Here is a 12,193-nt window from a genome sequence, read left to right on the forward strand (position 1 = left end):
CATATGTTTCGGATGATCGCCACTCTGAGCGCCGTTGCGCTGCTGAGCGCCTGTGCCACCAGGCCGGCGCCTGATTTCCGCGGCAGGTGGAAGCCGGTCAACCGGTTCTCCGAGTCGACGATGGAGATCCCGCTGTACTCCTCGTACGTCTATCAGGCTGCGCCGATGGACGGCACCCTGAAGACGATGCTCGAGCGCTGGGCCAAGGACTCGAACATGCAGCTGAGCTACAGCATCCAGTCCGACTACACGCTCTATGCGCCTGTAGCCAAGATCAACACCACGAGCATCCAGCAGGCGGTCGCCGAACTCAGTGTGGTCTATGCCCAGGAAGGCGTCACCGTCTCCGCTGCGGGCAACCGCATTCTTGTGCAGCCATCTTCGTCGCTGAGCGGGACCGTGTCGCCGGCCGGCGACGGCAACGCGAAGTGACTTTACTTTCGGAGGCGATCCATGCGCCTCCGCAGCCACATTACGTAACCTGGTGAAGTCTGATGTTCGGTAAAAAACCAGTTGAGAGCGAAAGCGTCAACAAGGCGGTTGCAAAGGCTGTCAACTACGAGGTCAGCATCGCTGATCTGGCGAGGCGCAGCGAGCGCCGTGCATGGTGGGTCGCGTTCGGCGCGATCGTCATGTGCCTGCTGCTGGGCGGCGGTTATTACTACATGCTGCCGCTGAAGGAGAAAGTTCCTTATCTGGTGATGGCCGATGCGTACACCGGAACTTCTACGGTTTCCGTACTGAAGAATCCGGGCGAGGTCCGCAGCATCACCATGAGCGAGGCCTTGGCCCGAAGCAACGTGGCCCGCTTCATCACCGCCCGCGAGTCCTACGACTTCGAGATGATGGGTCTCAACGACTGGAACACGGTGTTTTCGATGGCGCCGGCAGAGACCGCGGTAGGCGCCGAGTACAGGGCGCTTCACGCGCAGACCAATCCGTCGTCACCTTATTTCGTCTATGGCAAGATCCGCTCCATCCGAGTCAATATTCTGAGCATGAACCTGCTGGGCGGCGGCGACAAGCCCTATACCGGCGCAAATGTCCGCTTCCAGCGCAGTATCTACGACAAGAAGACCGGGCAGGCCACGCTGCTGGACAACAAGTTCGCGATCATGGGCTTTCGCTATAACGGCGACCTTGTCATGAAGGAGGAGCTGCGCGTACAGAATCCACTGGGGTTCCAGGTCACTGACTACCGCGTTGACAACGATTACGCGGCGATTCCTGCGCCACCACCCAGCGCGATCCAGCAGACGCCAGCCGCTGCGGCCGGCCAGCAAGTGATGCCTGGGCAGATTCCCGTGCAGCAGCAGGTGCCAGGCCAGCCGATGACGCAGCCGGCAGCGCCGGGGACCAATGGCGCAATGCCCATGCAGCAGGCACCTGCAGCCGCGCCCGGCACTACGCCTGTCTATCCCGGGTCGCAGCCCACTGCCGCCCCACCGCTACCCAACGCTGCACCTCAGAACAATGGCAATGGAGCGAACGTTCGATGAGTTTCATGACGAAAACAGGTTCGGCGTGTGCCGCGATGCTGGCACTGGCCTTGTTCGCGCCGCTTGCCTCGGCGCAGGTGGTCCAGCAGTACGAATACGAGCCTGACAAGATCTACCAGGTGCGGACCGGCCTCGGGATCACGACGCAGGTCGAACTGAGTCCGAACGAGAAGATCCTCGATTACAGCACCGGTTTCACCAGTGGCTGGGAGCTCAGTCGTCGCGAGAACGTCTTCTATCTGAAGCCGAAGAACGTCGACGTCGACACCAACATGATGATCCGCACGGCCACTCATTCTTATATCCTGGAATTGAAGGTGGTCGCCACGGATTGGCAGAGGCTGGAGCAGGCCAAGCAGGCCGGTGTGCAATACAAGGTGACTTTCACCTATCCCAAGGACACCAGCTTCGCTGCGGCCACTGACGAGGTGAAAGACGAGTCTCAGCTCGATACCCGTCTGTCCAAGGATCGACATTATTATTTCGATTATGACTATTCGACGCGCTCGAAGCAGGCATGGATCGTGCCGAGCAGCGTCTACGACGATGGTAAATTCACCTACATCAAGATGGATCTGACGCGCTTCCCGACAGGTAATTTCCCGGCCGTGTTCGGTCGCGAAAAGGAAAATGACGAGGATTTTCTGGTCAATACAACAGTCGAGGGCAATACCCTGATTGTCCACGGGACCTATCCTTTCCTGGTTGTCCGCCACGGCAAGAATGTTGTCGGCTTGCGTAGGAATAAGCAAAAGTGAACTCGAACATACCTCCGTCTGACGAAAATAACGGCCACGAACAGGGTCAGCCGCGTTCTGCGCAAGCGGGCGACACGGGCAAGGAAAATCCCTATTTCGCCCGTCAGCGCCAAGCTGCCGATCCGGATCTCGATGCCAACGAACCGGTGTTGCGCTCCAGCGACGTTCAGAAGCTCAACAGGAAGGCGCTTTTCTTCCTCGCCGGCATTGCGTTGTTGCTGATTCTGGCGATCTTTTGGCTGGTAAGCGGCAGTGGACCCAGTGAGCCGCCGCCCAAGCCGAAGCAGGAGGCGGTCGTCGCGCCTGCGTTGCCGCAGACTGCCGCGCCGTTGCCCACACAGCCAGCCGAACCGGTCGCGCTCGAGACGCAATCCCTGCCGCCGTTGCCGCCGCCGCCGACGGATATCGACATGTCCGATCAGCCGGCTTCGCGGCAGGAGCGCGGCCCATCGCTGCTGGAGCGGCGCATGGCGGGAATGCAGGATTCTGCCGGCCAGCAGGGTGGTGGACTTGCCGGTATGTTGCCCGGGCAGCAACCGGATGGGCCGATCCAGGAGGAGCAGCAGACCTCGGCAAAGCCCATCGCCAATCCTGACGGCCTGCTGGTGCGAGGCACCTACATTCGTTGCGTGCTGGAGACGCGGATCATCACCGACTTCCCCGGTTTCACGTCCTGCATCATCACCGAGCCGGTCTACTCCATCAACGGCAGGCGCTTGCTGTTGCCGAAGGGCTCAAAGATGCTTGGCCAGTATGGTTCGATGGAACCAACCGGTCCGCGGATGCAGGTCGTCTGGGACCGTATCACCACGCCAACCGGCATCGATGTGTCGTTGATGGGGCCTGGCGTCGACAACCTCGGTAGCGCCGGTCACCCTGGACAGTACAGTGCCCATTGGGCGAGCCGGATTTCCTCGGCATTGATGATCAGCTTGCTCAGCGATGCATTCAAATGGGCGGCGGCCAAGAACGGTCCCTCTACGACCACGGTGGGTATCAACTCCGGCGTTGTGACCGAGCAGCCGTTCGAAAGCAACACGGCGCAGGCCATCCAGCGCTTGTCGGAGCAGGCGTTGGAGCGTCGCCGTCCTGCCACCGTGACCATCAACCAAGGCACCGTCGTCAACGTCTATGTGGCAAAAGACGTTGACTTCACCGCCGTGCTGCCCCGTTGATCGCGTAGAGACAGCCTCGTGACCCTCGACGACTCCCCGACCGCGCAGATTTCCACGGACTTCCTGGATTACCAGTACTCGGTGCTGGGCATCCTGGATTACCTGAATTCGCCGGAAGTGACGGAAATCTGCATCAACCGTCCCGGCGAGTTGTACCTGGAGACGCTGCGCGGCTGGCAGAAGATGGACATCCCGTCGCTGACCTTCGATCGGGCTCGCCAGTTCTGTACGGCGGTGGTCAACGAAAGCAACACGGGTCAGCGCATCACCGATACCGATCCGGTGGTGTCGCTGACCTTCCCGACCGGGCAGCGCGCGCAGTTCGTCATTCCGCCTGCCTGCGATGCGGGCAAGGTGTCGATCACGATCCGCTTGCCGTCCAAACACACGAAGACGCTGGAGCAGTACAAGGAAGACGGATTCTTCGAGGAGATCCTGGAGCAGAAAGCGGGCGTCAGCGATCAGGATCGCGAGCTGCTCGAGCTCAGGCGCGAACGTAACTACGCCGAGTTCTTCAAGAAGGCGGTGCTGTTCAAGAAGAATGTCGTCGTCGCCGGTGCCACCGGTAGCGGCAAGACCACATTCATGAAGTCGTTGGTGAACCACATTCCCAATGAGGAACGCCTGGTCACCATCGAGGACGCGCGCGAGCTTTTCATCAGCCAACCCAATTCCGTGCATTTGCTCTATTCGAAAGGCGGACAAAGTACGAGTAACGTGACCGCAAAGAGCTGCATGGAGGCTTGCCTGCGCATGAAGCCGGATCGCATCATCCTGGCGGAGTTGCGCGGCGACGAATCGTTCTACTTCATCCGCAACTGCGCCTCCGGTCATCCCGGCTCCATCACCAGTTGCCACGCTGGCAGCATCGGTCAGACCTGGGATCAGTTGGCGTTGATGGTGAAGGCGTCTACCGAGGGTTCGGGCCTTGAGTTCTCGGTCATCAAGCGTCTGCTGATGATGACCATCGACATCGTGGTGCACATCAAGTCGCATGCCGGCCGGCGCTATATCACCGGCATCGATTTCGATCCGGAGCGCACGCTCAGTGGGAGTCAATGAATATGTTCATTGAGGTGAGATCCCATACCTCGTCGTATTGACTTTGATTTTTCCTTCGAACACGATTGTTTGCGTCATCTGCGACTCGCCAGCTATTCGCCGGCACGGTCGATGGACACAGGAGTAAGCGCGGCATGTTGCCAGGCATGGAACTATTGAGTTGCCCCGAAATGGCGGTTCCTGCCGAAGTGATGCAGCACGTCGTGCGCGTCGAGTCGTCGCATAATCCCTTTGCGATCGGTGTGGTCGGCGGCCGCCTGGTGCGGCAGCCGCAGAACATCTCCGAAGCCGTCGCCACCGCGCGCATGCTCGAACAAAAGGGCTACAACTTCTCGCTTGGCCTGGGGCAGGTCAACCGCTACAACCTGGTGAAGTACGGGCTCGATTCCTACGAGAAGGCCTTCAAGACCTGCCCGAACCTGCAGGCTGCCTCCAGGATCCTCGCAGAATGCTATAGCCGTTCGGGTGGCAATTGGGGGAAATCCTTCAGCTGCTACTACTCGGGCAATTTCGAGACGGGCTACAAGCACGGCTACGTACAGAAGGTCTACGCCTCGATCAACCAGGGGCGCGTGCAGGCGGACATTCCTGCAGGGGCGATTCCTCTGGCTTCATCCGGTGTACGTCGCATTGCTGGCGAGACCGCGAAAGCCGCGGTGGTGCGCGAGATCGATTCGATCGTGTCACGTCGCATCGAATCCGCAAGCCAGCTTGCGAACGGGCTGGCGACGCAGCCGCAGCCGTCTGCGCTGTACCGGGCCGCCGCCGAGGCGCCGGCGCAGCAGGCCGCAGTAGTCGCCGCTGGCGGCGCCGCTGCGTTGCCGGCAGCTGCATCCAACCCGGATCTTTACGTGATACGACCGACAGGTGCCGGCAAGGGAGTGGCGATGCCTGCGGTTAGCGGAGCCGATCCAGCTTCGCACGCGTCTGCAGGCGGGCCTCGGCCTGCTGCAGATGCGGCCGTCCCTGGCCTGAACCGTCCGCCGCCGCCCCCAGGCGACGGAGCTTTTGTGTTCTAGCCAGTAGCAGTAGCGCTGCCATGCGAATGGCTTTTCTCGATACCCCTCTGTTCCACTTAAGGAGATAGACCATGAAGTTCAACCAATTTGAAGTGAATTCGAACGCGAAGGTAGTCGGCATGGCCGCGTTGAAGGCCGCATTTTTCACCGCTGCTGTATTCGCCTCTGGCGTCGCCATGGCGTCGGGTGGAGATATGTATGCTGGCGCAGATACCAAGGTTTGCGGCTTTCTGGGCAAGACGAACAATATCCTGAATATGGCTTCGGTCGTCGTCGTGACCATCGCGGTCGTCTTCGCCGGCTACCAGATCGCTTTCGCGCACAAGCGTGTTTCCGAAGTGGCGCCTGTGCTGCTGGGTGGCGTGCTAATCGGTGCGGCTGGTCAGTTGGCCAAGATGCTGATCGGCGATACCGGTCAGACGGAGTGCAAGGCCACCGCAGCGATTCAGATGATCCAGCACGCACTGCACTATGCATAAGAACGTACTTTTCCGGGGCTGCACCCGACCTGCGATGTTTTTCGGGGTGCCTTACATCCCGTTCTTCATCGGCGCGGGCGGCGGCTTTCTGATGGGTATCTATTTCAATATGTGGCTGCTGCTGTTCATTCCGGTGATCGTCTTCGTCATGCAGCAGATGACCAAGCGCGACGAGATGATATTCAGGATGCTTGGGTTGCGCTGGATGCTAAGGATGCGAGTGCGCAACCTGCAGCGCTATTCCGGCATGTGGGTATTTTCTCCCAATGAATACAGGAGAAATGTTCCAGGCGCCAAGCCGTAGCCCGACTTGGCAGTGTGCCTCGACCCCATGCACGAACGGTTTCGTGCATGGGGTTGTTCGGTTTCCGCGATGCCGCAGACAGGGCGCGCGTAGACAGGTGATTGTTTGATTGTTCCCGCCTCAATCGAGTCGGGCCTTGGCAAGACGAAATGGATTCAGAGTCATCCCACTATGTTCATTCCAGATACTTCGATCAGCGAATTCATCTCCATCTCCACGCATGTGGCGCCTTCGGTGCTCAAGACGACGGGGGGAGACTTCATGTTGACCTGGCATCTGGGAGGGCTGCCGTTCGTCGGTCGCGAGGAGTGGGAGATCGAGCATCGCCACAATACCTTCAACCGGATGCTGCAGACCTTGCGCGCGCCGGACTTCGCCAACGTAGCTTTCTGGGTGCATGACGTTCGCCGCCGCCGGCGTATCAAGTCGAGCGGCAAGTTCCGCCAGGCCTTCAATCAGGCGCTGTCGGACGAATACTATGGCGCGCTTTCTTCGCAGAAGATCATGCAGAATGAGTTGTATCTGACCATGATCTACCGCCCCGTGGTCACGGGAAAGCGGCTGATGAACAAATCGTCGGATATCTCACAGCTGCAGAACGAGCAGGATCAGGCGATCACCAAGATCCTGGAGTTGGCCGGCAACGTCGAAGCCGTGTTGAAGGACTATTCGCCTTACCGGCTCAGCATGTACGAAGCCAGCAACGGCGTTGTGTTCTCCGAGGCGCTCGAGTTCTTCGGCTACCTCATCAATCGCATCGACGAGCCGGTACCCGTGCTGCAGGCGCCGGTTCCCGCCTACCTGCCGGTCAGCAAGCACATGTTCGCCAACAAGACCGGCGACTTCGTGATCAAGACGCCCGAAGGCGTCAACCACTTCGGTGCGATCCTGAACATCAAGGAATACACCGATGGAACCTATCCTGGCATCTTGAATGGTCTGAAGTATCTGGATTTCGAATATGTCGTGACCCATTCCTTCAGCCCGATGGGGCGCCACGACGCGCTGAAGGTGCTGGACCGGACCAAGGGCATGATGATCTCGTCTGGCGACAAGGCGGTGAGTCAGATCCACGAACTGGACCTGGCGATGGACCAGCTGTCGTCGGGCAATTTCGTGCTCGGCGAATACCATTTCACCATCGCCATCTATGCAGACTCCCAGGAAAAGCTGTCGCAACAGACCGCGACCACCCGTGCAGAATTGTCCAACGCCGGGTTCGTCTCCACAAAAGAAGACCTTGCCATCACGTCGTCTTTCTATGCGCAGCTTCCCGGCAACTGGAAGTACCGCACGCGCCTGGCCAACGTCAGTTCGCTGAATTTCCTTGGCCTGTCCCCGTTGCACAATTTTGCCCAGGGCAAGCGCGACAACAACCCGTGGGGCGAGTGCGTCACTACGTTGCAGACCACCAACGGGCAGCCTTACTACTTCAATTTCCACGCGACGCATCCGGCGGAGAATTCGTTGGGCGAAAAGGCGATCGCCAATACGATGGTCATCGGTAAGTCGGGTACCGGTAAAACGGCGCTGATCAACTTCCTGCTCAGCCAGGTGCAGAAGTTCGACCCAATTCCGACCATCTTCTTCTTCGACAAGGATCGCGGCGCGGAGATCTTCGTGCGCGCCTGCGGCGGCAACTATCTGGCCCTGGAAAACGGCCGCCCGACCGGCTTCAATCCGTTCCAGTGCGAGCGCAGCGAGGCCAACCTGCAGTTCCTGGCCGACCTGGTCAAGGTCCTGGCCGGCAAGCTTGAGTACACCTCGCGCGAGGAAGAGGACATCTTCCGCGGTGTAGAAGGCATGCTGGATACGCCCATGCACTTGCGCAGCATGACCAACTTCCGCAAGAGCCTGCCCAATATGGGCGACGACGGCCTGTATGCGCGCATGCGCAAGTGGACCGCGGGCAACTCGCACGGTTGGGTGTTCGACAATCCGGTCGATACCATCGACCTGGAGAAGGCCAGCATCATCGGCTTCGACTACACCGACGTTATCGACAACCCGGAAGTGCGGGTGCCGGTCATCAACTATCTGCTGCACCGCCTCGAGGCCTTGATCGACGGACGCCCGCTGATCTACGTCATGGACGAGTTCTGGAAAATCTTGGACGGCAAGGGCGGGCTCAAGGAATTCGCCAAGAACAAGCAGAAGACCATCCGTAAACAGAACGGCATGGGCATCTTCGCCACGCAGAGCCCGGAAGATGCGCTGGCCAGCGACATCTCGGCGGCCCTGGTCGAGCAGACCGCCACCATGATCCTGCTCCCGAACCCCAACGCCAGCAAGGAAGACTACATGGAAGGTCTCAAGCTCACCGAAGCCGAGTACCAGGTGGTGGTCAATCTCGACGAACGCTCGCGCTGCTTCTTGGTAAAGCAGGGTCATGGCTCGTCGGTCTGCCAGCTCAATCTGCGCGGCATGGACGATGCGCTGGCCGTCATCTCGGCCTCTACCGACAATATCGAAGTCATGCACCAGGTGCTTGAGCAAAAAGCCAAGGTACATGGCGTGGCGCCGGATGATCTAACGCCCGAGCAATGGCTCGGCGAATTTTATGCCAAGCGCAAGGGGTCCGGAAAATCGGCATCCGGGAAGCCGTCGCCTTCGGATAGCCGCGGTGCTACCACAGTCGTCTGATGGCGCTCGTTTGGATCGTGATCGCTATGTTCTCCTACAAGTTTCAGTGTTGAGGTGTTTATGGACAGAACTATGAAATCTTCCAATCGGTTCCGCATCGTCTTTGTCTTGTTCGCGCTTTGCGCGCTGGCGCCTGTCACGGCGCTTGCGGACTGGAGGGTGATTGACCAAACGCAAATTGACAAGAATAAAGAAAATACCAATACGTTGGATGGAAAGCTCAAAAGCATCCGCGATAACCACTATATCGGCAAAAGCACAGGCGAAAAACCGAGCGGGGAAGAAGTTGAAAAGCCGAAGGAAACGCTCGTAAAGAGGAAAGACGACGAGGGCATTTCGCAATGTGCGAAATCCACGTCGGGTACGTCTGTTTCCACCGAACAGCAGAAGACTTGCGAAATCATCACGCGCACACGCAACTCGCAATACAACTACATGGTTGCGATGTACGACATCACCGCCAAGCGGCTGGAACGCCTGCGCGTGATCGAGAGAGAGCGCCAGAATATCAAGCCGGAAGAAATCGGCAAACTCGAAGACAACACCAACAAGCTGATCGCCTTGAAGACATTGATGGACATCGACCGCCAACAGACCGAGGCGGCCATGTTCGCCTATGAAAAGCGCCTTGCATTTCTGAACGATGTGCAGTCGGCGGGGGCGCGGGCCGCGATGAATGGCCAGAAACCGCCATCGGCGGACGGAGCGCAGGCCGATGGTTTGTTCCCGGGCTGGACCGGGCTGGGAGACATAGCGAGCAAAATGATTGGCGGTGCGGTCATGACAGGAGCGCTGGAAACCGCAAAGTCGTCGAAACCCAAGGGTTTCCAGAAATTAGACATCGATTGATGATTCGCATTGTGCCGAGTCCTTTTTTAGGGGATCGGTTCGTAGGAATTGCGTTCAGCGATGAATGCGCCGCGCTATGGAGTAGTTTATGCCGGATGTGACGAGCTTGTTGAGCAACCTTGGCAATTACGCCTTATTTACGCTCATCAACAACTTTCTGCGCGACGAGATCGACTATTTTCAGTGGTCGCTCTTGATCCGCATGTCGTGGTGGGTGACGGTGACGGCGATGAGTGCGCTGACGCTGTGGGTCTTGTTCAAGGGGTACCAGGTGGCCACCGGTCAGTCGCGACAGTCGGCGATGGAGTTGGTGGTGACGTCGCTGCGCGCATCGCTGATTGTCGGTGTGGCGATGGGCATGGTGTCCGCGGCCAAACCGAACGGAGACGAGACCAGCCTCTACTGGAGGGCGACGGACGGGCTGAGCAGCGCGATCGTGAAAACGGTGACGGGGAGTTCGGACAGCCCGTACAAGGAGATCGACAAGAACCTGGCGCTGATGCAGGTGGGGATGACGATCATCGACCAGATCAATACGGCGGGCGATCCGGAGCGCGACAAGGAGAAGGATCGGGCGCGGATGTTCTCGGGCATAGGCATGGCCGGTCCTGGCGTGGTGGGCGGTTCGCTGTTGCTGCTGAACAAGCTGGCGATCGCCTTGTTCATCGGCTTTGGGCCGTTGTTCATCCTGTGCCTGCTATTTGATGCGACGAAGTCGTTGTTCCAGAAGTGGTTGCTGTACGGGATCGGGACGATGTTTTCGTTGTCGGTGCTGACGTTCACGGTGAGCCTGGCGACGAAGGTGACGACGGCGGTAGCGGCGGGATTCATTGCGAAGTGGGCGGCCACCAATGGCACAGCAGGCGAGGGCGTGATGAGCATGGCGTTGCAGCAGGGAGGGATCGGGTTGGTACTGAGCACGCTGATCCTGACCGCACCGCCGATGGCGGCGGCGTTCTTCCAGGGCACCCTGGGGCAGTTCAATGCGTATTCGCAGCTGGGTCAGGTAGGTAAGGACCCGGCGACGGGGCAGCCTTATACGCCGCAGGCGCCGGCTCATAACACTACAGCACGGCAAGAAACAACCGCTAATACTATGAATCATACAGTCACTGGTGCTCAATCCTCCTCACCTCAGCAAGAGCCGGGACGGCTTGGTAAGGCTAACAATTTAAATTCATAGAATTTTTGATGTTTTTATTTTTTGGAGTTCAATGGCATGAATTTTATTAGATATAGGGCAATTTTATTGCCCGTCGTTTTTTTTGTATTTTCGAGCGCCTCGTTTGCACAGACTCGCTGTCCTGGTGGAGTCCAGCCTGGGAGCGCTCAATGTCTTCCTGATGATCAGGGGGCAGCGCCTCCACGCCCTACGGGGGAATGGATTAAAACATGGGGAAGTATTGCAACTTCGCCAAGCGGCAAGAGTGGCGTGAGTTCGGGTAGGTTGTCCAAAGAAGAAGCCGAAGATGTTGCGTTGCAAAACTGCCAGAGTTCTGGTGCAAAAAAATGCACCGTCGACTTCACCTATAACAATCAGTGCGTTGCGGCGGTTTATCCCGTGGATGGAGCCGGAACTACGTTTGTTACTGCAGCAACTGTAGAGGAAGCGGTCAGTCGAGCGAAGTCTAAATGTGAGGCGTCTGCAAAAGGCGAGTGTAGAGTGGCTTTATCCGAGTGTTCAGAGCCTGTCTTTAAAAAGTATTGAATATAATCTTCAATGTTTTTTGGATGTTTCATTGTGTGCCGGTGTCTTGCGATAGTTGGAAGGCTTGGGTGAACGCGGCGGTTTGGCCGATGGCCAGGCTATGGAGCAGGCTGCCGGACAGATGGCGTTTGGGGCAAAGGTCAACGCTCTTGATCAGATCGATCACGTTGTGCTGCGCAAGGATGGCCGTGGCTTGATCGGCGTTCAGGGCGAGCTTAACGATCCGGCGATGCACCGGGTTTACGTGGATCGCGAACAGGCGCAAGTGCAGTCGTTGCAAGAATGCACGCGGCAGATGGCAGAGGAAGTGCGTGAGGCGCAGACGCAGCAAATTGAGTCGAGAGAGCCGACGCCCTCGATGGCGCGATAAACTTGAACGGTTTGCGCGCTCGGTGGTCGCCACTGATTCGCATGTCGTGGTGGGCGACGGCGACGGCTATGTGCGTGCTGACGCTGTGTATCTTGTTCAAGGATTACAAGGTGACCACTGGCTAGTCGCGGAAATCGGCGATGGAATTGGTGGTGAATTCGCTGCATGCGTCGCTGATTGTCTGTGTGGCGACGCGGGCGATGGTGATCCAATAGTTGCCCGCTTGTTATCTCCGAAGTCACGGTCCGTTTTCGCTGAATACGTATGCAAGCGTCTGTTCGATTCGCACATCGACGTTACCCTAACGCAGCTTTCCGCGTGCCCACT

The 12,193-nt window shown here is 58.3% G+C and carries 13 protein-coding genes; all 13 read left to right on the forward strand.

All coding sequences use genetic code 11. The features are described 5' to 3' along the window. Window positions 1-3 precede the first annotated feature (3 nt). The 13 genes from HEP73_RS08825 (at window position 4) to HEP73_RS22750 (ending at window position 11,866) form a co-directional block, all read left to right on the forward strand. Entirely contained in the window at window positions 4-432 is a 429-nt protein-coding gene (locus HEP73_RS08825) for a hypothetical protein (RefSeq protein ID WP_185822894.1), read from the forward strand. Window positions 433-494: 62 nt separating this feature from the next. After that, window positions 495-1,499 carry a VirB8 family type IV secretion system protein gene (locus HEP73_RS08830; RefSeq protein ID WP_185822895.1) on the forward strand — a complete coding sequence of 335 codons (1,005 nt, stop codon included), beginning with the start codon at window positions 495-497 and terminating at the stop codon, window positions 1,497-1,499. Beyond that, window positions 1,496-2,257 (forward strand): TrbG/VirB9 family P-type conjugative transfer protein, encoded by a 762-nt coding sequence (locus tag HEP73_RS08835; RefSeq protein WP_185822896.1) that lies wholly within the window; start codon window positions 1,496-1,498, stop codon window positions 2,255-2,257. The genes HEP73_RS08830 and HEP73_RS08835 overlap by 4 nt, the downstream gene beginning before the upstream one ends. Continuing rightward, complete coding sequence (locus HEP73_RS08840; protein WP_185822897.1) at window positions 2,254-3,432, forward strand: TrbI/VirB10 family protein; 1,179 nt, start codon at window positions 2,254-2,256, stop codon at window positions 3,430-3,432. The genes HEP73_RS08835 and HEP73_RS08840 overlap by 4 nt, the downstream gene beginning before the upstream one ends. Before the next feature lie 18 nt (window positions 3,433-3,450). After that, window positions 3,451-4,494 (forward strand): P-type DNA transfer ATPase VirB11, encoded by a 1,044-nt coding sequence (virB11, locus tag HEP73_RS08845; RefSeq protein WP_185822898.1) that lies wholly within the window; start codon window positions 3,451-3,453, stop codon window positions 4,492-4,494. A 134-nt stretch (window positions 4,495-4,628) separates the two neighbouring features. Next, on the forward strand, window positions 4,629-5,513 hold the full coding sequence (locus HEP73_RS08850; protein ID WP_185822899.1) for a lytic transglycosylase domain-containing protein: 885 nt from the start codon (window positions 4,629-4,631) through the stop codon (window positions 5,511-5,513). Between the two features lie 71 nt (window positions 5,514-5,584). Continuing rightward, a complete protein-coding gene (locus HEP73_RS08855; RefSeq protein WP_185822900.1) occupies window positions 5,585-5,992 on the forward strand; it encodes a TrbC/VirB2 family protein in 408 nt (135 codons plus the stop codon). Then, entirely contained in the window at window positions 5,985-6,296 is a 312-nt protein-coding gene (locus tag HEP73_RS08860) for a VirB3 family type IV secretion system protein (protein ID WP_185822901.1), read from the forward strand. Before HEP73_RS08855 ends, HEP73_RS08860 begins: the two co-directional genes overlap by 8 nt. Window positions 6,297-6,467: 171 nt before the next feature. Beyond that, entirely contained in the window at window positions 6,468-8,939 is a 2,472-nt protein-coding gene (locus HEP73_RS08865; protein ID WP_185823359.1) for a VirB4 family type IV secretion/conjugal transfer ATPase, read from the forward strand. 72 nt (window positions 8,940-9,011) lie between these two features. Beyond that, entirely contained in the window at window positions 9,012-9,788 is a 777-nt protein-coding gene (locus HEP73_RS08870) for a hypothetical protein (RefSeq protein WP_185822902.1), read from the forward strand. 88 nt (window positions 9,789-9,876) lie between these two features. Then, window positions 9,877-10,971, forward strand: coding sequence for a TrbL/VirB6 family protein (locus tag HEP73_RS08875; RefSeq protein ID WP_185822903.1), 1,095 nt, complete (start codon window positions 9,877-9,879; stop codon window positions 10,969-10,971). A gap of 36 nt (window positions 10,972-11,007) precedes the next feature. Next, the gene (locus tag HEP73_RS08880) at window positions 11,008-11,496 is read left to right on the forward strand and encodes a DUF4189 domain-containing protein (RefSeq protein WP_185822904.1); all 489 of its coding nucleotides are present in this window, start codon (window positions 11,008-11,010) and stop codon (window positions 11,494-11,496) included. Between the two features lie 100 nt (window positions 11,497-11,596). Next, on the forward strand, window positions 11,597-11,866 hold the full coding sequence (locus HEP73_RS22750) for an XVIPCD domain-containing protein (RefSeq protein ID WP_345776854.1): 270 nt from the start codon (window positions 11,597-11,599) through the stop codon (window positions 11,864-11,866). Window positions 11,867-12,193 lie beyond the last annotated feature (327 nt).

Source organism: Xanthomonas sp. GW, assembly GCF_014236815.1.
In the GTDB taxonomy this organism is placed as follows: domain Bacteria; phylum Pseudomonadota; class Gammaproteobacteria; order Xanthomonadales; family Xanthomonadaceae; genus Xanthomonas_A.

What these genes read in the sequence shown, in the direction of transcription:
- HEP73_RS08880 (WP_185822904.1), top strand. Translation starts at nt 11,008, where the DNA reads ATGAATTTTATTAGATATAGGGCAATTTTATTGCCCGTCGTTTTTTTT.
- HEP73_RS22750 (WP_345776854.1), top strand. Translation starts at nt 11,597, where the DNA reads ATGGAGCAGGCTGCCGGACAGATGGCGTTTGGGGCAAAGGTCAACGCT.
- HEP73_RS08870 (WP_185822902.1), top strand. Translation starts at nt 9,012, where the DNA reads ATGAAATCTTCCAATCGGTTCCGCATCGTCTTTGTCTTGTTCGCGCTT.
- HEP73_RS08875 (WP_185822903.1), top strand. Translation starts at nt 9,877, where the DNA reads ATGCCGGATGTGACGAGCTTGTTGAGCAACCTTGGCAATTACGCCTTA.
- HEP73_RS08825 (WP_185822894.1), top strand. Translation starts at nt 4, where the DNA reads ATGTTTCGGATGATCGCCACTCTGAGCGCCGTTGCGCTGCTGAGCGCC.
- HEP73_RS08860 (WP_185822901.1), top strand. Translation starts at nt 5,985, where the DNA reads ATGCATAAGAACGTACTTTTCCGGGGCTGCACCCGACCTGCGATGTTT.
- HEP73_RS08835 (WP_185822896.1), top strand. Translation starts at nt 1,496, where the DNA reads ATGAGTTTCATGACGAAAACAGGTTCGGCGTGTGCCGCGATGCTGGCA.
- HEP73_RS08855 (WP_185822900.1), top strand. Translation starts at nt 5,585, where the DNA reads ATGAAGTTCAACCAATTTGAAGTGAATTCGAACGCGAAGGTAGTCGGC.
- HEP73_RS08865 (WP_185823359.1), top strand. Translation starts at nt 6,468, where the DNA reads ATGTTCATTCCAGATACTTCGATCAGCGAATTCATCTCCATCTCCACG.
- HEP73_RS08830 (WP_185822895.1), top strand. Translation starts at nt 495, where the DNA reads ATGTTCGGTAAAAAACCAGTTGAGAGCGAAAGCGTCAACAAGGCGGTT.
- HEP73_RS08850 (WP_185822899.1), top strand. Translation starts at nt 4,629, where the DNA reads ATGTTGCCAGGCATGGAACTATTGAGTTGCCCCGAAATGGCGGTTCCT.